Annotated in this window: 19 protein-coding genes; 9 read left to right on the forward strand and 10 right to left on the reverse strand. The window is 68.7% G+C overall.

Going from position 1 to position 19,066, the window contains the following annotated elements; translation table 11 throughout:
* Positions 1-12: 12 nt before the first annotated feature.
* Positions 13-405, forward strand: coding sequence for a group III truncated hemoglobin (locus Q4F04_RS02045; RefSeq protein WP_303368171.1), 393 nt, complete (start codon positions 13-15; stop codon positions 403-405).
* On the opposite strand, the gene Q4F04_RS02050 is transcribed toward Q4F04_RS02045, so the two are convergent.
* From Q4F04_RS02050 to Q4F04_RS02080, 7 genes are all read right to left on the reverse strand, one after another.
* On the reverse strand, positions 402-1,763 hold the full coding sequence (locus tag Q4F04_RS02050) for a cytochrome P450 (protein WP_303368172.1): 1,362 nt from the start codon (positions 1,761-1,763) through the stop codon (positions 402-404). The genes Q4F04_RS02045 and Q4F04_RS02050 overlap by 4 nt on opposite strands.
* A gap of 61 nt (positions 1,764-1,824) precedes the next feature.
* The gene (locus Q4F04_RS02055) at positions 1,825-3,030 is read right to left on the reverse strand and encodes a hypothetical protein (protein WP_303368173.1); all 1,206 of its coding nucleotides are present in this window, start codon (positions 3,028-3,030) and stop codon (positions 1,825-1,827) included.
* 346 nt (positions 3,031-3,376) lie between these two features.
* Positions 3,377-4,387 (reverse strand): YeiH family protein, encoded by a 1,011-nt coding sequence (locus Q4F04_RS02060; RefSeq protein WP_303368174.1) that lies wholly within the window; start codon positions 4,385-4,387, stop codon positions 3,377-3,379.
* A 93-nt stretch (positions 4,388-4,480) separates the two neighbouring features.
* Complete coding sequence (locus Q4F04_RS02065) at positions 4,481-4,915, reverse strand: cytochrome c (RefSeq protein ID WP_303368175.1); 435 nt, start codon at positions 4,913-4,915, stop codon at positions 4,481-4,483.
* Between the two features lie 172 nt (positions 4,916-5,087).
* A complete protein-coding gene (locus Q4F04_RS02070; RefSeq protein ID WP_303368176.1) occupies positions 5,088-5,939 on the reverse strand; it encodes an SDR family oxidoreductase in 852 nt (283 codons plus the stop codon).
* 429 nt (positions 5,940-6,368) lie between these two features.
* Complete coding sequence (gene guaB / locus Q4F04_RS02075; RefSeq protein ID WP_303368177.1) at positions 6,369-7,817, reverse strand: IMP dehydrogenase; 1,449 nt, start codon at positions 7,815-7,817, stop codon at positions 6,369-6,371.
* 72 nt (positions 7,818-7,889) lie between these two features.
* On the reverse strand, positions 7,890-8,885 hold the full coding sequence (locus Q4F04_RS02080) for a hypothetical protein (protein WP_303368178.1): 996 nt from the start codon (positions 8,883-8,885) through the stop codon (positions 7,890-7,892).
* Between the two features lie 175 nt (positions 8,886-9,060).
* Between Q4F04_RS02080 and Q4F04_RS02085 the strand changes: the two genes are divergently transcribed.
* The 4 genes from Q4F04_RS02085 to ppk2 all read left to right on the forward strand — a co-directional run bounded on the left by Q4F04_RS02085 (position 9,061) and on the right by ppk2 (position 12,966).
* Positions 9,061-10,185: an OmpP1/FadL family transporter gene (locus Q4F04_RS02085; protein WP_303368179.1), complete on the forward strand. Its 1,125-nt coding sequence runs from the start codon at positions 9,061-9,063 to the stop codon at positions 10,183-10,185.
* 99 nt (positions 10,186-10,284) lie between these two features.
* A complete protein-coding gene (locus Q4F04_RS02090; protein WP_303368180.1) occupies positions 10,285-11,145 on the forward strand; it encodes an ATPase in 861 nt (286 codons plus the stop codon).
* A complete protein-coding gene (gene metA, locus Q4F04_RS02095) occupies positions 11,145-12,071 on the forward strand; it encodes a homoserine O-succinyltransferase (protein WP_303368181.1) in 927 nt (308 codons plus the stop codon). The genes Q4F04_RS02090 and metA overlap by 1 nt, the downstream gene beginning before the upstream one ends.
* A gap of 1 nt (position 12,072) precedes the next feature.
* Positions 12,073-12,966, forward strand: coding sequence for a polyphosphate kinase 2 (gene ppk2 / locus Q4F04_RS02100; protein ID WP_303368182.1), 894 nt, complete (start codon positions 12,073-12,075; stop codon positions 12,964-12,966).
* A gap of 17 nt (positions 12,967-12,983) precedes the next feature.
* On the opposite strand, the gene Q4F04_RS02105 is transcribed toward ppk2, so the two are convergent.
* Complete coding sequence (locus Q4F04_RS02105; RefSeq protein WP_303368183.1) at positions 12,984-13,613, reverse strand: hypothetical protein; 630 nt, start codon at positions 13,611-13,613, stop codon at positions 12,984-12,986.
* 126 nt (positions 13,614-13,739) lie between these two features.
* Between Q4F04_RS02105 and Q4F04_RS02110 the strand changes: the two genes are divergently transcribed.
* Both Q4F04_RS02110 and Q4F04_RS02115 read left to right on the forward strand, forming a co-directional pair.
* Complete coding sequence (locus Q4F04_RS02110) at positions 13,740-14,486, forward strand: SDR family NAD(P)-dependent oxidoreductase (RefSeq protein WP_303368184.1); 747 nt, start codon at positions 13,740-13,742, stop codon at positions 14,484-14,486.
* A 16-nt stretch (positions 14,487-14,502) separates the two neighbouring features.
* Positions 14,503-15,441: an NAD(P)/FAD-dependent oxidoreductase gene (locus Q4F04_RS02115; protein WP_303368185.1), complete on the forward strand. Its 939-nt coding sequence runs from the start codon at positions 14,503-14,505 to the stop codon at positions 15,439-15,441.
* A gap of 28 nt (positions 15,442-15,469) precedes the next feature.
* Here Q4F04_RS02115 and Q4F04_RS02120 read toward each other — a convergent pair whose 3' ends face one another.
* Both Q4F04_RS02120 and Q4F04_RS02125 read right to left on the reverse strand, forming a co-directional pair.
* Positions 15,470-16,555: a TRAP transporter substrate-binding protein gene (locus Q4F04_RS02120; protein ID WP_303368186.1), complete on the reverse strand. Its 1,086-nt coding sequence runs from the start codon at positions 16,553-16,555 to the stop codon at positions 15,470-15,472.
* Between the two features lie 81 nt (positions 16,556-16,636).
* Positions 16,637-17,626, reverse strand: a complete 990-nt coding sequence (locus Q4F04_RS02125) for a PotD/PotF family extracellular solute-binding protein (protein WP_303368191.1) — start codon at positions 17,624-17,626, stop codon at positions 16,637-16,639.
* Positions 17,627-17,866: 240 nt separating this feature from the next.
* Between Q4F04_RS02125 and Q4F04_RS02130 the strand changes: the two genes are divergently transcribed.
* Both Q4F04_RS02130 and Q4F04_RS02135 read left to right on the forward strand, forming a co-directional pair.
* Positions 17,867-18,607, forward strand: coding sequence for a 5'-methylthioadenosine/S-adenosylhomocysteine nucleosidase (locus Q4F04_RS02130; protein ID WP_303368187.1), 741 nt, complete (start codon positions 17,867-17,869; stop codon positions 18,605-18,607).
* A 55-nt stretch (positions 18,608-18,662) separates the two neighbouring features.
* On the forward strand, positions 18,663-19,066 hold a 404-nt coding region (locus Q4F04_RS02135; RefSeq protein ID WP_303368188.1), incomplete at its 3' end, for a PaaI family thioesterase.

The following is a 19,066-nucleotide window of genomic DNA, read 5'->3' on the forward strand; positions in this document are numbered from 1 at the left end:
CACATGGGGCCCATGACCATCCCGCCGCGCTTTGACGTCAGCCCCGAACAGATCGCCCGCGTCGTCCGGACCTTCTACGCCGGCATCCGCCGGCACGAGGTGCTGGGCCCCGTCTTCGCCCGCCATGTCACCGACTGGCCCGCGCATGAGGACAGGATCGCCGCCTTCTGGCGCAATGCGATCCTCTATGACCGGGGTTATGACGGCAATCCGATGCAGGTCCACCGGGACGCGGGCGACGTGCGCCCCGCGCATTTCGACGACTGGCTGATGCTGTTCGACGCGACGCTGCTGCGGGTGCTGCCGCGGGACACGGCGCGGGCGTGGTCCGCGCTGGCGCACCGCATCGGCGCGGGGCTGCGAATGGGTCTGCGCCAGCCCGAAGGGGTGCCGATCCTGCGCTAGCGCCGCCCGATCCGCAACCGGATGCCGTCCCGCCCGCGCACCGTCAGCCGTGCGACCGGCACCGGGTCCACCGCGCCACGCTCCAGCCGCAGATCGCGGCAGATCGCCGCCAGCATCAGCGGCCCCTCGATCATGGCAAAGCCCGCGCCGGGACAGACACGCTGCCCGGTGCTGAAGGGGATATAGGCCGAGCGCGCGCAGGTCCGGCCGTTCGCGGTATCCCACCGCGCGGGGTCGAAATCGTCCGGGTTGTCCCAAAGCCGCTGATGCCGGTGCAGGTGCCAGGGCGACAGCACAACCTGCGTGCCCCGCGGCAAGTCGCGGTCGCGGAAGCACTCGGGCTGCACCGTTTCCCGCACCATCATCGGCACCGGAGGGTAAAGCCGCATCGTTTCGCGGAACACCGCGCGGGCGACCTTCAGGCGTGACACCGCCGAAAGGTCCGGCGTTCCCCTATCCAGCACCTCCCGCGCCTCGGCGGCCACCCGGTCCTGCCACTCGGGTGTGGCGGCCAGCAGCCACAGCGCCCAGCCAAGCGCGCTGGCCGAGGTCTCGTGCCCGGCCAGGAAGAAGATCGCCACCTGATCCACCATCTCGGCGGGGGTGAAGCCCTGCCCCGTTTCCGGGTCGGGCGTCGTCATGATCTTCGTCGCAAGGTCGTCGGGCGCGGTGCCCGCTGCGATCTCGGCCGCCCGGCGCGCGACCATCCCGGCGATGAGGCCCCGGATCGTGGCCGCCGTCCGCCGGGTGCGCCTCCCGTGCCAGCGCGGCACCCAAGGGGGCAGCGGCACCAGCGCCGCGAGATTCACGATCGGCTGGGCGTCCTGGTGGGCACGGAAGGCGGCGAAGACCCGCGCCGCCGTCTCGTCCTCGATGGGAACGGAAAACAGGGTGCAGAAGATCACGTCGGCGGCGGCATGGCCGGTTTCCGGCTCGATGTCGATCTCGGCGCCCGCGCGGGCCTCAAGCCGCCGCGTCGCCGCCAGCGCGGCATCCCACATCGCCGGCAGCGTCTCGCCCAGCCGCCCGCCCTGGAAGGCCGGGTCGATGATGCGGCGCTGGCGTTCCCACAAGGCGCCGTTCGTCACGAAGACCGACTGCCCCAGCAACGGCGCCAGTCCCTCGCGCAGCCGGTCCGACTTGGGGAAATCAAGCGGCCGGGCCTGCAGCACCAGCCGGACCAGCGCCGGGTCGTTGCAGACGACACTGCGCAGCAGCGGGCTGCGGAAATCCGCCATCCATGCCCGGTAAAGCCGCGCCGGCAGCGCCGACAACAGGTCGCGGCGAAAGCGGAGCGCGTAACGCAGCACGCCGCCCCGCCTCTCGGTGCTGCCGGGCTTGGGGGCGATCACCGCCATCCCTCCTGCCTGCAGGAGACTTCTTTCTGGAAAAATACCCCACGGGGGCGCCGCGCCGCAATCATGGCGCGCCCGCGCTGCGGCCGGGCCAGTCGTTGACCGCCCGCGCGATGCGGCCGGGGGAATGGCTGCGGCCCGCATAGCGCCCGCCCAGCCGCAACGGCCCGGCCGTCATGGCGAAGTAGTCATAGTCCCCCGGCCGGTCGAAGGCATGAAGATACTGGAAATGCAGCCTGAACCACCGTCCCCGCAACGCCCGCCGCCTCTCGGGCGAAAGCGTCCGCGTGAAGGCCGCCGACAGCACCAGCGGCCCGCGCCGGCCGGGCGGTTCGACCCCCGAAACGGCAACCGGATCGCAGAGGCCGAAGCAGCAGGCATCCCCCGGCGCGGTCACGTCCACCCAGTCCACCTCGGGCCGGGCCGAGAGGTAGCGCAGGTCCGCCCGCAGACGCCCCGCACGCGGCAGGAAGGACATCATCGGCACGACATGGCCCAGCGTCAGCAACGCCAGCCGCCCGTCCGCCCGTGCCCGGCCGGACCGGATCACGTCCGCCAGCACCGACACCGCCAGACAGGCGCCCGAGGAATGGCCGACGACCAGCACCTCGTCCCAGTCCTCCTCCAGCACCTCGGCGATGCGGCGGGCGAAGGCCGCGATGCGGTCCTCCAGCGCCGCCGGATAGGCGCCGCCATCCTGCGCGGTGAAGGCATAGTCGTGCATCAGGTAATAGGCGAAGAGGCGGCCATCGATCCGCCGGAAGACCCACAGGACCGCCCCCGCCGCGACCAGCCCCAGCGCCAGCCCCGGCACCCAGTGGACCAGCCGCGCGCCCGTCCACCACAGGAGGCCGCCCAGCGCCAGCGCCAGCGCAAGCTGCGCCAGAAGCAGGACGATGGGATAAAGCGCGGCGATCACCGGGCCGCGCCGCAGCCGCATCAGCCGGAACAACGCGCCCGAGCCCAGATAGACCCAGACCGTCCGCAGAAGCTGGGCATAGGTCGCCGGGATCGACCGGCCCATCGAGCCCTGCACCACATCGGCCCAGACCAGCACCTCGACATCCGCCTGCCCGGTCCCGGCCGGGAAATGCCCGGTCACGCCCCAGCCGAAGCCGGTGGGGTCGCGGCGCGGCCCGAACTCCAGCCGGTAGCCCGAGATGCGCGCCTGCGCCCTGCCCTCGCTGCGATAAAGCTCGCGGTAGCGGCGGGGCGGGACGGGGTCGTAGCCGGGAATGTAAAGCACCCGGCGGCGGAACGGAGAGGTCATCGGGCGCCCCGGTTGATGCGCCTGCAGCATATCGCCTTGAAGGCGAGCGGCAAGCCGCCAAGGCCCTGCCGGAAGCCGGCCATGGCATGACCGCCACCTCCCGGCCCGCCGATCCATAGAAGGTGCCGCCCGGCATCCGGGGGCTGGCCGCCATCTCTTCCCAATCGTTGCATTGGCGGAAGCGCCGGGTGCAGCCTTTCCGGCAGGATGGATGCCACGACCCGCATCACCCCTCCCGAACCTTCGCTTGAAAGTCACAACTACCGGGAACGCGGCGGCAGTGATCGGGGCGGATGGTTTGGCGCCATCGTCGCAGCGGACTGTCCCAGCGCAGCGCCTCGCCGCATCACCTCAGCAGATGCAGGCCGGTCATCACCCAGCCACCCAGGAACAGGGTTTCAAGGACAAGAAGCGCAACGGCGCTTGGCCCCACCTCGCGTATCCGGCCCAGCGAGGTGCCGATCCCGACCGCCGCGATCGCGGTCAGCAGGCACCAGCGCGACAGGCCGGTGGCGATGTCGGACAAGGGGGCGGGGATCAGCCCCAGTGAATTCAGCGCGGCCAGCGCCAGGAACCCGGCCACGAAGCCGGGCAGAAGCGGCGGGCGCGCATCCGTCCCTTGGCGCGCGGATTGCCGGGACCGGATCGCCACCGACAGGAACAGCACCACGGGTGCCAGCATCGACACCCGGATCAGCTTGACCAGCGTGGCGGTCTCTCCGGCCTCGGGTCCCACGGTGAAGCCGGCGCCGACGACCTGGGCCACATCATGGATGGTGCCACCCAGGAACACGCCGGCAGTCTGCTGGTCATGGCCGAGCCAGCCCGACAGCATCGGGTAAAGGACCATCGCCACGGCGGAAAGCACTGTCACCGACAGCACGGTGAAGACGAGGTCGCGTTCCGACCGCTCGTGCCGCGGCAGCACCGCCGCGATTGCCATCGCGGCCGAGGCGCCGCAGATCGCGACCGCGCCCCCCGTCAGCAGGGCAAAGCGCCACTTGCGCCCGAAAAGCCGTGCCGCGCCCAGCGCGAACAGGATCGTCGCGATGACCCCCGTGACGATCAGCAGCACCAGCGGCCAGCCCAGCCGGGCCAGCATCTCGACCGAGATCCGCGCGCCCAGCAGCGCCACGCCCAGCCGCAGCACCGTGCGCCCGGCCAGCGCCACCCCATGCGCCGTGCGCGTACCTTCTTCGCCCAGGAAGTTCAGCGCCAGTCCCAGCAGCAGGGCCATCAGCATCGCCGGCACGCCGTAATGTTCCGACAGGAACTGCGCCGTCGCAGCCACCAGCGCCGAGACCGCGAGGCCCGGGAAAGCCTGTGAAAGACCCTGCGCCCAAGGGAATTGCGGCATTGCCACCACGTCCTTTCGTCAACTCTCCTGCAGTCGTCGGACCCGAGGCCGCCTGCAAGCCGGAAAGGGGCGATTTCCGCGATCGGATGCCCCTCAGGGCAGAGGACCTTCCCCGCGGCCGGGCCCGGAAAGCGCGTCGGTGAGGCCCGGACGGTCGTTCCGTCCGGCCTGGATCGCCCGCATCCTTTCAGGCCAGCGCGACTTGATGAAGGCAAGGATGGCGGCGATGTCATCCTCTGCCAGCACCTCGCCGAAGGCGGGCATGCCCGATGTCATGGGCACCCCCATGTCATCCAGAACCGCCTGACCGCCGCGCCGGATGTAATCCGTCAGCATGGCGTCGTCATGATGCCAGGTATGCCCGGTCTCGTCATGCGGCGGCGCGGGCAGGACACCGTCCGCATCGGGGATCTGCCAGTCAGGTTGCCCCTCAAGCCCGGCTCCGTGGCAGGATGCACAATGCGCGGCGTAAAGCGCCGCTCCGCGCTGCAGGTCGGGAGAGCGGGTGAAGAACCACGTCGCCGCCATCGCCAGGGCAGCGGCGATTACGAAAATCCACCACCTCCGGACCGGGCGGGGCACGAGTGAACGGGCAGAGGCCATGCCCGGCAGATTGCCGCCGCCGGTTCGCGGGTCAAGTTCGTATCGTCCCATGTGCCCCGCGCGCCGTGACAGGCCGCGCCTTGCCGGAAACCGCCGCCTAGGTCTTTGTTCCGGCGGTCGGCAGGCCGAAGGTTTCGATGATGCGCTGCTCGAACTCCTTGTCCGGCAGGCTGCGGCGCAGGGGCACGAAGCTTTCCGCCTCGGCGCCGACGGGCACGGCGATGTCGCTGCCCTCGTTCTCGATGATCGCCTTCACGGCCTCGGCGATTGGCTGGGGCGACGGCCCTTCGTTGATGGCGGCGGCCACAACGGGAACGAAATGCCCGACGAGGTCGCGGTAGGGCGAATCCCCCGATGTGGTGTCGGGATTGGCCACCAGCCCCTTGCGCACGAAATTGGTCCCGAAGAGGCCGGCAAGGACGGAATGCACCCTGATCCCGAACTGCCCCACCTCAAGCCGCAGTGAATCGGTGATCCCCTCGACCGCGTATTTGCTGGCGTTGTAATGTGTCAGCAGCGGCAGCCCCATGCGCCCGAGAAAGGACGAGATGTTGATGATGACGCCGCCATTCGCCGCGCGCATGTGGGGCAGGACCTCGCGCGTCATCCGCAGCAGGCCGAAGACGTTGACGTCGAACTGCCGGATCATCTCGTCGTCGGTGCCGTCCTCGACCGTGGCCAGCAGCCCGAAGCCCGCGTTGTTCACCAGCACGTCGATGCCGCCCGCCTCGGCCACGACGCGGGCCACGGCCTCGCGCACGAGGGCCGGATCCTGCACGTCCAGCCGCACGGTCGTCAGCCCGGCACCCTGCGCCCGCGCCGCGTCCATCAGCTCCGCCTCGCCCTCGCGGACGCCCGCGAAGACGCGATAGCCGCTTCGGGCCAGAAGAAGCGCGGTCGCCCGCCCCATGCCGGACCGTGCGCCGGTGATCAGAACGCTTTTGCTCATGCCGTCCCCCCTTATGACCCGCTGCTGCGGAAGCGGGCTGCATCCCGCCGTCACCGCCGAACGCCCATGGCTGCAGGCCGGATCCACGGGGCTGTCCGGCCGGTCCCGGCAGAGTGGCGCCATCCCGCCTCGTCCTCGGCCATGGGCAAGCGGATGCACCGATCGCACGGGGCCTGCCGTAAAGGACAGGCCCCGGCCAGCGCGGCTTGCGAAAACCTGGATCGGTCAGGGCCTTCCATGAGGACGAACCGAGCCCCGCAACAAAAAGCCGAAAGCTGGACCGGACAGTCCCATGCCGGGCTGCTGCAAAGGTCCGGCCTGAAGAAGCAGCAGGCGGATCGCCCTGCCCGCCGGTTCGGTCGAATGCGTCAGCCTGCCCCCGCCGGGCGATCAGGCAAGGATCGGCGCAAGGCTGAACAGCCCGCCGGATCAGCCAAGACGATAGTTCGGCGACTCGCGCGTGATCTGGACGTCGTGGACATGGCTTTCCTTCAGGCCCGCGCCGGTGATGCGGACGAACTGGCAGCCGCCGCGCATCTGCTCGATCGTGGCGTTGCCGGTGTAGCCCATCGCGGCGCGCAGGCCCCCGACCATCTGGTGCAGCACGGCAGAGACCGAGCCCTTGTAGGGCACCTGCCCCTCGATCCCCTCGGGGACCAGCTTGTCGGACGCCGCGTCCTTCTGGAAATAACGGTCGGCCGAGCCGCGGGCCATCGCGCCCAGCGAACCCATGCCGCGGTAGGACTTGAAGGACCGGCCCTGGTACAGGATCACCTCGCCCGGCGCCTCGTCGGTCCCGGCGATGGCGCTGCCGACCATGGCGCAGGTCGCGCCCGCCGCGATGGCCTTGGCGAAATCGCCCGAGAACTTGATGCCGCCGTCCGCGATCACCGGCACGTCGCCCGCGCCCGCCACCGCATCCATGATGGCGGTCAGTTGCGGCACGCCCACGCCCGCGACCACGCGCGTGGTGCAGATTGACCCCGGCCCGATCCCGACCTTGATCGAATCCGCGCCCGCATCGACCAGCGTGCGGGCGGCCTCGGCGGTCGCGACGTTGCCCGCGCAGATCTCGACCTCGGAAAAGGCCTTCTTCAGCCGGCTGACGGCAACCGCCACGCCCTCGGAATGGCCATGCGCGGTGTCGATCACCACCAGGTCAACCCCCGCCTCGATCAGGGCCGAGGACCGCTCAAACCCCTCGTCACCCACGGTCGAGGCCGCGGCGACCCGCAGGCGGCCGAAGTCGTCCTTGCAGGCCAGCGGGTTCAGGACCGACTGCTCGGTGTCCTTCAGCGTCAGAAGGCCGGTCAGCTTGCCCTGCCCGTCCGTGACCAGCAGCTTCTCGATCCGGCGGGCCTTCATCAGGCTGATCGCTTCCTCGCGGTCGGCGGGCTCGTGCAGGACCGCAAGGTTGTCCGAGGTCATCATCACCCGCACCGGCGTCCGGTCGTCGCTGGCAAAGCGCATGTCGCGGTTGGTGACGATGCCGACCACCCGGCCGGTCGCGTCCACGACCGGGAAGCCCGTGACGTGATACTGCTCCTGCAGGGCCTTGGCGTCGGCCAGCGTCTGGTCGGGGGTCAGGGTGATCGGGTTGTAGACGATGCCGGATTCGAAGCGCTTGACGCGCCGGACCTCCTCGGCCTGCTGGTCCGGGGTCAGATTGCGGTGGATCACCCCGATCCCGCCCGCCTGCGCCAGCGCGATGGCCATGCGGCTTTCGGTGACGGTGTCCATGGCGGAACTGACCAGCGGGATGTTCATGCGGATATTGCGCGAGACACGGGTGGTCACATCCGCGGTCGAGGGCAACACGCTGGAAGCCGCGGGAACCAGAAGAACGTCGTCGAAGGTCAGCGCCTCGCGAATCTGCATGGGGATGATCCTGTCAGGGTTTCGTTTGGCAGTTTCCCCTTTCACGCACCGGGCGAAAAGTCCAGCGGCGGCTCAGGCGATCGCGGCGTTGGACCGGGCGGGCAAGCGGCCCTGCATCCATTCGCGCATGACCAGCGCCAGAACCGGCAGGACGGTCAGCGTGGCCAGCACCAGCAGCACCCCTGCGATCAGGCGATGCGCCTCGCTGGGCGCGGCCATCCACAGGGCGACCCAGGCGGCGGCGGTCGCCGACAGTGCAAGGGCCGGGGCGCCCCAGAAGGCCGAGAAGCCGTCCGCCAGCAGCCAGCGTCCCCCGGCCAGCATCGCCAGCACGCCCGCCAGCGCCAGCCAGGCAAGCACCGCCCCCAAGGTGGTCCAATCGACTGCCAGCAGCACGGTCGCCAGCACCGGAACGGGCGCAAGATGCAGCGCCAGCAGCGGCCGCAACGGGGCCGGAACGCGCAGGCGCCGCAGTTGCCGGACGCTCAGCATCCAGATCAGCGGCACCCCGATGGCGGCTGGCATGCAGAACCACGCCAGCAGGGGCCAGCCGAGCAGCAATCCGGCCTGCGCCGCCACCGCAAGACCGGCGAGGCTCAGGTGCCAGTCGGGTGAGACCATGCGGCGCTCGGGCGGGCCGTCGCGCAGCAGGGGCAGCATGGCAACGACTGTCCAGCCATGCAGAAGAAGCCCGAGGATCAGCAGCAACCGCCCGGCGCCGATGCTGAGCGTCGCCCCGACAAGCCCCCCCAGCAGGTAGAGCGACAGCATCGCGGCGCCGACCCCTGCCCTGCCCGGCAGGATCGCCAGTTCCTCCATCATCACCGAGGGACGGCGCGCCAGCTTGCAGCCATAGGCAAACAGCGCGAAGGCCGCGAGGGCCGCAATCATCCCCGCCAGCATCTGCCCCGCCCCGGCGGGCAGCGCGAAGGCGCCGGCACCGACTACCCAGGCAAGCCCCAGTTCCAGCGCGGCCAGAACGGCAAGGAACATCACCGGCGGCACGCGGCGGAAGCGGCCGGGCGGCACCGGGCGGGGCATGGCGAAATGCAGGCGTTCGCGGCTCATGCCCCATGATCGCAGGCTCTCGGAGGGATGCAAGCGTGGCGGTTGCGCCACGCAGCGCCCTGACGCGCGCGCCATACGCCGCGTCACGTGACGGCCCTGATTGACCGAAGCGGCCGGAAAGTCGCAAGAGATAGGCAAGAACCCGCTTAAAGGCGCACTTTCGGGAGGAAAGATCATGAAACGCACATTTACCGCGACCGCCGCATTGCTGCTGACCGCCGCGCCGGTTTTCGCCGGCGGAATCGAACGGGCGCCCCAGTCGCTCGGCATCCTGTTCGAGCCGGGCAATTACGCGGAACTGAGCTTCGGCGGCGTGAACCCCACGGTCCGCGGCACCGACGCGGCGGGCGCCGCCACCCGCGACGTGGCGCAGGGCTACGGCTTCTTCGGGCTCGCCTACAAGCATCAGTTCAACGAGAACCTGTCGGCGGCGATCATCATCGAACAGCCCTTCGGCGCGGACCTTCGCTATCCCCTGGCGCCCAACGGATCGCCGGTTCTGGGCGGCACGCGGGTGGAAGTGAACTCGACGACCTATACCGGGCTTCTGCGCTACAGGTTCGAGAACAACTTTTCGGTCCACGGGGGCGTCCGCGCCTCGCATGCCGATGGCGGGGTGAGGCTGGACGGCGCGGGCTATGCGGCCACCGCCGGCTACGATCTTGAAATCGACAAGGAATGGGGCGTCGGCTACGTGGTCGGCGCGGCCTATGAGATTCCCGCGATCGCGGCCCGCGTGTCGCTGACCTACAACTCGCCGATCGAGCATGATTTCGGGATGACCGAAAGCGGCGGCCCCCTGCCGGCGACGTTCCGGGGCGACTACACGGTCAAGACCCCGCGCAGCTGGGTGCTGGAAGGCCAGACCGGCATCGCCGCAGACACGCTGCTTTTCGGCTCGGTCCGCTGGGTGAAATGGTCGGAGTTCAAGGTGGACAACTTCCTGTTCCCGATCCCGATCGGGGCAGGCGTCCCGCTGGTCGAGGTCGAGGACACGACCACCTATACCATCGGCATCGGCCGCAAGTTCACCGAGAACTGGTCCGGCTCGGTCTCGTTCCTGTATGAGCCGAGCGAGGACGGCCTTGCCTCTCCGCTGGCCCCGACGGACGGACGCAAGGCGATCACGCTGGCGGCGATCTACACGATGGACAACCTCAAGGTCACGACCGGCATCAACTACACCAAGCTGGGCGATGCGGACCTCGGCGTGGGCGAAACCGGCAACAAGCGCTACGTCGCCACGATGGACGACAATGACGCCGTCGGCTTCGGCATCCGGGTCGGCTACAGCTTCTGACCGCTGCCGTTCCGGCCGGAGGCCCCGCCCCTGCGGGGCCTTTTCCTTTCCCGCCACGGCCCTTAGGAACTGCCCGTTGCGATCAGGACGGGCGGGCAGATGTATTCCAGCGGCAAGGCGTGGCTTGAGGCCCCGGAAAAGCGGGTGATGCTGTTCGGGATGTCGGGCCTGGGCAAGACCCATGTCGCGTCGATGCTGCGCCGGTCGGGCGCGTGGTTCCATTACAGCGTCGATTACCGCATCGGCACCCGCTACATGGGCGAGCTGATCGCCGACGACTTCAAGCGCCACGCCATGAAGGTGCCGCTGCTGCGCGAGTTGCTGATGACGGACTCGGTCAGGATCGAGTCGAACATCACCTTCGACAACCTCGCGCCGTTGTCCACCTATCTGGGCAAGCCGGGCGATCCGGCGCGAGGCGGCCTGCCCTTCCACGACTACAAGCGCCGCCAGGACCAGCACCGCGCGGCCGAGATCGCCGCCATGCTGGATTCGGGCCATTTCATCACCCGCGCCAGGGAGATCTACGGCTACAGCCATTTCGTCTGCGACACCTCGGGGTCCATCTGCGAGGTCGTGGACCCGGAAAACCCGGATGATCCCGTGCTGCGGGCGCTGTCGGCGCTGATGCTGCCGGTCTGGATTCGCGGCACCGAAGCGCATACCTCGGAACTCGTCCGCCGCTTCGACCAAGCGCCAAAGCCCATGTATTACCAGCCCGCCTTCCTCGCCGCCGCATGGGAGGACTATGGCCGGACCCACCCCGGCCCCGTCGATCCCGACGCCTTCATCCGCTGGACCTATGCCCGCGCCCTGGCCCATCGCCAGCCGCGCTATGCGGCGATGGCCCGCCGCGGCGTCACCGTCGAGGCCGACGAGATCGCCCGTGTGGCGGACCCGCAAGACTTCGTCGATCTGATCGCCGCCGCGATCGACCGCTCGGCCCGAAAGGAAGACTGATGCCCATCACCCTGCCCGAGAACCTGCCCGCATTCGACATCCTGCGGAACGAAGGCGTCATGGTGATGAGCCCGGACCGCGCGGCGCGGCAGGATATCCGCCCGATCAGCATCGCGCTGCTGAACCTGATGCCGAAGAAGATCCAGACGGAAAACCAGTTCGCCCGGCTGATCGGGGCGACGCCGCTGCAGATCAACCTGTCCCTGATCCGCATGTCGGACCACGAAGCCAAGAACACCGCTGCCGAGCATCTGGAATCCTTCTACCGCCCCTTCGCCGAGGTCGAGGCCGCGGGCGACCGCTTTGACGGGCTGATCGTCACCGGCGCCCCGGTCGAGCACCTGCCCTTCGAGGAGGTGACCTACTGGAATGAATTGCGCCGCGTCTTCGACTGGACGCAAACCCATGTCCATTCCACCTTCGGCGTCTGCTGGGGCGGCATGGCGATGGCATGGCATTTCCACGCGTTGCCCAAGCACCTGCTGGACGCCAAGGCCTTCGGCTGCTTCCGCCACCGCAACCTCGCGCCTGCCTCGCCCTATCTGCGGGGCTTTTCCGACGACGTGTTGATCCCCGTCAGCCGCTGGACCGAGGTGCGGCAGGACGACATCGACCGGCGCGCGGACCTGACGACGCTGCTTGCCTCGGACCACGCCGGGCCGTGCCTTGTCGAGGATGCGGCGCATCGCGCGCTTTATATCTTCAACCACCTGGAATACGATTCCGGCACGCTCAAGGACGAATACGACCGCGACGTGGCTGCGGGGAAACCCATCGGGGTGCCCGCGAATTACTATCCCGACGACGACCCCACGCGCTGCCCGTCGAACCGCTGGCGCAGCCACGCGCATCTGCTTTACGGCAACTGGATCAACGAGATCTACCAGACCACGCCATTCGACCTGAACGACATCGGACGCGGATGACATGAAGAAGAAGCCGCCCTCGTTGCAGCAAAACCCCCTTGTCGGCCAGATCAGCCGGTATTTCCGCGACGAGGCCCCGGCCGCCATCCGCCGCGCGATCGAGAAGGCGGACGAGGACGACATTCTCGACCCGAGCTATCCTTATCGCAACGAGATGCCGAAGGGCGCCTACGAGGACCGCACCGAGGCCCTGCAGGTGCAGATGGTCACGATGCTGGGCGACGTGATCGCCACCGGCAAGCGCGTGGTGGTGCTGTTCGAAGGACGCGACGCCGCCGGCAAGGGCGGCACCATCGACGTGATGCGCGAAAACCTCAATCCGCGCTCGGCCTATGTCGTGGCCCTGCCGAGGCCGACCGAGCGCGAGGCGGGGCAATGGTATTTCCAGCGCTATGTCGCCCGGCTTCCCGCCGCCGGAGAGATCGCGCTGTTCGACCGAAGTTGGTACAACCGCGGCGTGGTCGAGCGCGTCTTCGGCTTCGCCTCGGAATCGCAGCGGGCGCAGTTCTTCCGCCAGTTGCCGGATTTCGAAAAGCTGCTGGTGGATGACGGCATCATCCTGGTCAAGCTGTGGCTGAACGTGGGCCGGGCCGAGCAGTTGCGCCGCTTCCTCGACCGCGAAAAGGACCTGCTGAAGCGGTGGAAGCTCAGCGCCATCGACGTGGACGGTCTGGGGCGCTGGGACGACTACACGGCGGCGATCGGCGAGACCCTGTCGCTCAGCCATACGCCGGTGGCGCCCTGGACGGTGATCCGGTCGGACGACAAGCGGCGTGCCCGGATTGCGGCCATGCAGGCGGTTCTGGGCCGGGTGGATTACGCCGGCAAGGATCACGCCCTGATCGGCGCGCCCGACCCGCTGATCGCCGGCGGGCCGGAGATGCTGCGGCGCTAGCCCCGGCTCGGGCCGCGTCAGTAGGTCGATAAGCTGAAGCCGATAAAGGTCTCGTCCTCGACGAACTTGTGCCCCAGCCTGACCCTGAGCCGCCGGGTCACGGGCGCCGAGGCCATCAGCGTCGGCGTCACCTCTCCGCCCGCCTCGTGCCAGACCGACAACTGCCCGCCCAGGCCGGATGGCATATGCGTCAGCCCGCCCACCAGCAGCGCGGCATCGTCGATGGCGGTGTAATCGGCCATCACGAAGGTGCCCCAGCGGCCGTATTCGGCCCATCGGTCCGCCGACAGCCGCATCCCGGCCTGCAGGCGCGCGCAGCTTTCGCCCTCTGCGTCGAGGCAGCGGGTCCAGCGGTGGTCGTCGCGCTGCCACCACGCGATCTCCTCGGCCTTCAGGGCAGGGCCGGCGCGCAGCTTCCATGGCGCTTGATCGTCGCCCACCTGCCAAGTGTAGAGGGCCGAGGCGCGGGACCACAACTCTCCGTCGTCGCGGCCAAGGCCGAAGCCCCAGACGATCCGGCCCCGTTCGATGTTGGTGACAAGCTGGGCGCCGCCCTTCCAGGCGTCGAACTGGGTCCATGTGCCATCCCCTGCGGTCCCCGCGCAGGGGGCCAGCAACGAAACGATCAGCAGGACAAGACGGCGCATCGGGGATCCCCTTTACGCCTAGTCTACCGTCAGGATGGTTGACGGATGGTTAAGACGGACCTCGCTTGCCCGCGCCGCAAGCGCGGCCTAGCGTCTGAACAGATGTTCATTTCCGGGGAGGGAACCATGGACCTGTCGAATGCCCGCGCCATCGTCACCGGCGGCGCCTCGGGCCTTGGCGCGGCGACCGCGCAGCATTTCCGCCAGCGCGGCGCGCAGGTCACGGTGCTGGACCGCGACGAGGCGGGCGCCGGGGCGGTGGCGGCAACGGGCGCCCATTACGCCCGGGCCGATGTCACCGACGAGGATTCGGTCGCCGCCGCCATCGCGCAGGCCGTGGACCACATGGGCGGCATTGACATCTGCGTGAACTGCGCGGGCATCGTCATCGGGGAAAAGACGGTGGGCCGGGACGGGCCGCACAAGCTGGACAGCTTCCGCCGCACCATCGAGGTGAACCTGATCGGCACCTTCAACGTCCTGCGCCTCGCCGCCGCCGAAATGGCCAGGAACGGGCGCGAGGACGAGAACGGCGTCATCGTCAACACGGCGTCCATCGCCGCCTTCGACGGGCAGAGCGGGCAGGCCGCCTATGCAGCGTCCAAGGCCGCCATCGCCGGCATGACCCTACCCATCGCCCGCGACCTTGCCCGCAACCGCATTCGCATCTGCACCATCGCCCCCGGCATCTTCGGCACCGCCATGCTGCGCAGCTTGGCCCAGGAGGTGCAGGACAGCCTTGCCGCCGAGGTCACGAACCCCAAGAGGCTTGGCGAGCCCGAGGAATATGCGCGCCTTGCCGCGTTCATCGTCGAGAATGCCTACATGAACGGCGAAACGATCCGCATCGACGGCGCGTTGCGGATGCGTTGAGCCAGGAAAGGCGAACATGACCGACCGGATGCCCCTGCCCGACGAACCCTTGGACTGCCTCATCGTGGGGGGCGGACCGGCCGGCCTGACGGCTGCGATCTACCTCGGCCGCTTTCACCGCAGCGTGGCCGTGGTGGACAAGGGCGAGGGGCGGCTGCAGATGGTTCCCCGGTCGCACAACCATCCGGGCTATCCCGAGGGCGTGACGGGGACCAACCTGCTTCAGGATATGCGCGAGCAGGCCGCCCGATACGGCGCGACCCTGCTGGACGGAGAGGTGACGGCCCTCGCCCGCGACGGCGAGCTGTTCGTGGCCGAGACCGACCAGGGCCGCATCAGCGCCCGCACCGTCATGCTGGGGACCGGCGTCGTGAACCATCGTCCGCCGCTGGACGAGGCGGCCCATGCCGATGCGGTTGCCCGTGGCCTTCTGCGCTATTGCCCCATTTGCGACGCCTATGAGCAGACCGGCAGGCGCATCGGCGTCCTTGGCGGCAACCGCCACGGGCTGGCCGAGGCGATGTTCCTGCGCAGCTACAGCCGCGACATCACCCTGATCCCGATGACGGGCATGCGGCTGGACGAGGACGAGCGTGACCAGGCTAGGGGTGCCCGCATCGACGTGGTCGAAAAGCCCATGTCGGCGTTGAACTTCGATGATGGCTGCGTCCAGGTCACGCTTGAAAACGGGCAGCGGCTGGTCTTCGACACGCTTTACGTCGCGCTGGGCACCCATACACGCAACGAGCTGGGCGTGATGCTGGGGATCGAGCTTGCGGAAGGCCAGTGCTTCGTCACCGACGAGCGCCAGCGCACCACCATCCCCGGCATCTATGCCGCAGGCGACGCGGTCCAGGGGCTGGACCAGATCGGCTTTGCCATCGGGACCGGCACCCGCGCGGCGGTCGCCATCCACAACGACCTGCGCAACAAGGACGGGCAGACGCTGGACTGAGGGGCGGCGACCCGCCCCCTACCGGGCCTCAGCGGTTCACCTGCCCCGAAGTGAAGTAATCGTAAGGCAGTTCGGCCACCCGCAGCCATTGCTGCTGCTTCTGCCAATAAGCCGACCAGGGTTCATATATCCTGCGGAAGTTCTCGTTGCTTTCGGCATATTCCGCGTAAAGCTTGCGCGATTCCGCGAAGGCTGCCTCCAGCACGTCGTCCGGGAAGGCCTTGAGCTGCGCGCCCGCCTGGATTAGCCGCAGCAGCGCGTCCGGGTTGCCGTTGTCATACTTGGCGACGCAATGGGTCAGCGTCTCGGCGCAGGCAGCTTCCAGCGCGGCCTGGTAATGGGCGGGCAGCGCGTTCCAGGCATCGAGGTTGATATAAAGGCCGACGTTCGCGCAGCCTTCCCACCAGCCCGGATAATAGTAATGCGGCGCGACCCGCTGGAAGCCCAGCTTCTCGTCGTCCAGCGGCCCCGAGAACTCGGCCGCATCGATGGTGCCGCGTTCCAGCGCCGAATAGATGTCGCCGCCCGCGATCTGCTGGGGCACCACGCCCAGCCGCGACAGGATCGTGCCGCCCAGCCCGGCGATCCGCAGCTTGAGGCCGCGCAGATCCTCGACCGAGTTGATTTCCTTGCGATACCAGCCGCCCATCTGCGCGCCGGTGTTGCCCGAGGGGATCACCCGCACGTTCGATGAGGCGACGAATTCGTTGATCAGTTCCAGCCCGCCGCCCTGCATCAGCCATGCGGTCTGCTGGCGGGTGTTCAGGCCGAAGGGCAGCGCGGTTTCAAAGCCCCAGGTCGGGTCCTTGCCGATGTTGTAGCTGCCCAGCGTATGGGCGCATTCCACCGTGCCGTCGCTGGCCGCGTCCAGGGCCTGCAATCCCGGCACCAACTCGCCCGCCGAGAAGGCCTGAATGCTGAAGCCGCCGTCCGTCATCTCGCCGATGCGCTGCGAAAGCTGCGAGGAAATGCCGTAAAGCGTTTCCAGGCTGTTGGGATAGGCCGAGGTCAGACGCCAGCTTACCGTGGGCTGCGCCTGCGCCAGCGCCGGTGCGGCAAGCATCGTGGCGGCGGAACCGATGCCGGCGGTGGACAGGAAATCGCGGCGTTTCATGGCATCTCTCATGCAGGTGGGACAGTCATGCAGGGCGGCGGTCCATGGGGCCGCCGCCGTTCACTGGGGAAAAGGCGCGGCTCAGAAGCCGGCCTTGATCTTTTCGAACTCGGCCAGTTGCCGTTCGCGCTGGGCGGGATCGTTGGGGGTCTGGGCCAGCACCGGCGCGTCGATGGGGCCGAGGTTCGCAATCACGCGGGGATCGTCCGCCACCGTGGCCAGCGCCTTGGTGTTGGTATGGCCGTAGCCGATGGTGTCCAGCAGGCCCTTGGCGGCTTCCGGCGCAAGCCAGGCGTTGATGAAATCATAGACCTTGTCGTCGCTGCCCTGACCACCCTTCAGGTTCACGAAACCGCAGAAGAAGGTCGAGGAGCCCTCGGTCGCCTCGCGCTGGAAACCGATGGGATAGTTTTCCGCCTGCAGCAGCGGGATCGCGTCGTTCCAGGACCAAGCCACGTCCACCGCGCCCGAGGCCATCAGCTGCGACTGCTCCGCCGGGTCGGCCCAATAGGCGGTGACGTTCTGATGTGCCTGCCGCAGCCAGTCGGCGGCAGCCTGGAACTGTTCGTCCGTGACCTCGGTCCAGTCGGTCACGCCCGTCGCCAGATAGGCCAGCGCCCAGACGTCGTCGGCCGAGTCGGGCAGCGAGGTCCTGCCCTGATACTTGGGGTCCACGAAGACCTGCAGGGTCGCGACATCCTCGGCCGGCACGTTGTCGGTGTTGTAGGCAACAGCCGTGGCGCCGAAGTCGGTGGGAATGTACCACAGCCCCTCGGCATCCTGGAACACCTCGGAATCGAGGAAGCGCGGATCGATGTCCGCCACCGCCGGGATGCGGGCCGGGTCCCAGGGCTCGATCAGCCCGGCATCGCGGTATTTCGACACCATCTGGCTGCAGGGATGCGCCACGTCGGCGCGGAAGCCCGAGGACAGCTTCTGGAACGCCTCGTCGTCGTCGCCGTAGAAGGCGAAGGTCGGGCTGTTCCCGTGCTTGTCCATGTAGCCTTGGAAGATCACCGGCTCTTCAAAGCCCGCCCAGTCGAAGACGGTCAGTTCGGGGTCGGCGGCCATGGCGAGGCCGGGTGCGGCAAGGGCCAGCGCGATGGCGGTGGTGCGCAGAATGGTCACGGGGGCAGCTCCGGTTTTGATGCTTGGCAGGACGCTAGCGGCGGGCCGCCACAGGGGCAAGCGGCATGAGCCCGGCACCCGCCGGTTGGCGCGGATGTGAGATTCCACGCAGCAAGGCCCGCGCTTTCCCCGGCGCGAAGTTTCTGCCAAGCGGGGGTTCAGCACTGACTGCAGGAGCTTGCGATGTCCGACATCCCCCATCTCTCTGCCGGGATCCCGGCAGAGCCCGTGGCGGCGGGTCTGGGTGCCCTGCGGCCGGTCAGGCTGGACGCCCGGCCCGACGCGCAGCCCCGTCCCGACCTGATCGCCGGGCATCGCATTCTGTTCGTCATGGCCGCCCCCGAGGAATACGGCCCGGCCCTGCGCCGGCGGATCACACCGCTGATGACCGGCATCGGCCCGGTCGAGGCCGCCGTCGTGGTTTCAGCGGCGCTGGCGCGGCTGGCGGAGAAGGCCGAGCTTCCCGAGGCGGTCGTCTGCCTTGGCAGCGCGGGGTCGCGGCATCTGGAACAGGCGGGGGTCTATCAGGCCGCGTCGGTGTCCTACCGCGACATGGACGTGTCGGCCCTCGGCTTTCCGCCGGGCCTCACACCGGGGCTGGACCTGCCGGCCGAGGTGCCGCTGCCCTTCCGCATCCCCGGCATCCCCGAGGCGCGGCTGTCATCCGGCGCGGCGATCGTGTCGGGCGCGGGCTACGATCCCATCGACGCCGACATGGTGGACATGGAAAGCTTTGCCGTCTGCCGGGCCTGCCTTGCCTTCGGCCTGCCGATGATCGGGTTGCGCGGGATCTCGGACGGGGCCGCGCCGCTTGGCGGCTACATGGACTGGACGCGCTACCTAGCCGAGATCGACGGGCGGCTGGCGCAGGCGGTGGACCGGCTGGCCGCGTCGGCCGATGCGATCCTGCGGCCGGGCGCTTGACCTCGCGCGGCGCTTCGATCTTCCTCGCAACGGCCCGACAGGAAAGGACAGCCCGATGACCCGCGACGAACTCGACCGGATCGCCTTTGACCAGCCCGCCTTCGCGCAGCTTCTGGGCTTCCGCCTGATCTCGGCCGAGCCGGACGAGGTGGTGGCGGAACTGTCGGTGACCGAGGACCTGGCCAATCGCAACGGCGTCATGCACGGGGGCGCGCTGATGGCGATGGCCGACAACCTCGGCGGCACGGCGACGATGATCAACCTGCCCGAGGGCAGGACGACCACCACGCTGGAAAGCAAGACCAACTTCCTGCGCCCAATCCGCATCGGCGATACGGCGCGGGCGCGCTGCGTGCCGCTGCACAAGGGGCGCACGACGATGGTCTGGCAGACAACCATCACGCGCGGGGACGGCAAGCCCGCCGCCATCGTCACCCAGACTCAGATCGTGATCGAGTG

The organism is Paracoccus sp. (in: a-proteobacteria) (assembly GCF_030536915.1).
GTDB lineage: Bacteria > Pseudomonadota > Alphaproteobacteria > Rhodobacterales > Rhodobacteraceae > Paracoccus.

Excerpts from the sequence above, each read along its gene's own strand:
- Q4F04_RS02070 (WP_303368176.1), bottom strand. The coding sequence starts at position 5,939 with ATGAGCAAAAGCGTTCTGATCACCGGCGCACGGTCCGGCATGGGGCGG.
- Q4F04_RS02115 (WP_303368185.1), top strand. The coding sequence starts at position 14,503 with ATGACCGACCGGATGCCCCTGCCCGACGAACCCTTGGACTGCCTCATC.
- Q4F04_RS02080 (WP_303368178.1), bottom strand. The coding sequence starts at position 8,885 with ATGAGCCGCGAACGCCTGCATTTCGCCATGCCCCGCCCGGTGCCGCCC.
- Q4F04_RS02055 (WP_303368173.1), bottom strand. The coding sequence starts at position 3,030 with ATGACCTCTCCGTTCCGCCGCCGGGTGCTTTACATTCCCGGCTACGAC.
- Q4F04_RS02085 (WP_303368179.1), top strand. The coding sequence starts at position 9,061 with ATGAAACGCACATTTACCGCGACCGCCGCATTGCTGCTGACCGCCGCG.
- Q4F04_RS02125 (WP_303368191.1), bottom strand. The coding sequence starts at position 17,626 with ATGGCCGCCGACCCCGAACTGACCGTCTTCGACTGGGCGGGCTTTGAA.
- metA (WP_303368181.1), top strand. The coding sequence starts at position 11,145 with ATGCCCATCACCCTGCCCGAGAACCTGCCCGCATTCGACATCCTGCGG.
- Q4F04_RS02045 (WP_303368171.1), top strand. The coding sequence starts at position 13 with ATGACCATCCCGCCGCGCTTTGACGTCAGCCCCGAACAGATCGCCCGC.
- Q4F04_RS02050 (WP_303368172.1), bottom strand. The coding sequence starts at position 1,763 with ATGGCGGTGATCGCCCCCAAGCCCGGCAGCACCGAGAGGCGGGGCGGC.
- Q4F04_RS02120 (WP_303368186.1), bottom strand. The coding sequence starts at position 16,555 with ATGAAACGCCGCGATTTCCTGTCCACCGCCGGCATCGGTTCCGCCGCC.
- Q4F04_RS02105 (WP_303368183.1), bottom strand. The coding sequence starts at position 13,613 with ATGCGCCGTCTTGTCCTGCTGATCGTTTCGTTGCTGGCCCCCTGCGCG.
- guaB (WP_303368177.1), bottom strand. The coding sequence starts at position 7,817 with ATGCAGATTCGCGAGGCGCTGACCTTCGACGACGTTCTTCTGGTTCCC.
- ppk2 (WP_303368182.1), top strand. The coding sequence starts at position 12,073 with ATGAAGAAGAAGCCGCCCTCGTTGCAGCAAAACCCCCTTGTCGGCCAG.
- Q4F04_RS02110 (WP_303368184.1), top strand. The coding sequence starts at position 13,740 with ATGGACCTGTCGAATGCCCGCGCCATCGTCACCGGCGGCGCCTCGGGC.
- Q4F04_RS02060 (WP_303368174.1), bottom strand. The coding sequence starts at position 4,387 with ATGCCGCAATTCCCTTGGGCGCAGGGTCTTTCACAGGCTTTCCCGGGC.
- Q4F04_RS02130 (WP_303368187.1), top strand. The coding sequence starts at position 17,867 with ATGTCCGACATCCCCCATCTCTCTGCCGGGATCCCGGCAGAGCCCGTG.
- Q4F04_RS02065 (WP_303368175.1), bottom strand. The coding sequence starts at position 4,915 with ATGGCGGCGACGTGGTTCTTCACCCGCTCTCCCGACCTGCAGCGCGGA.
- Q4F04_RS02090 (WP_303368180.1), top strand. The coding sequence starts at position 10,285 with ATGTATTCCAGCGGCAAGGCGTGGCTTGAGGCCCCGGAAAAGCGGGTG.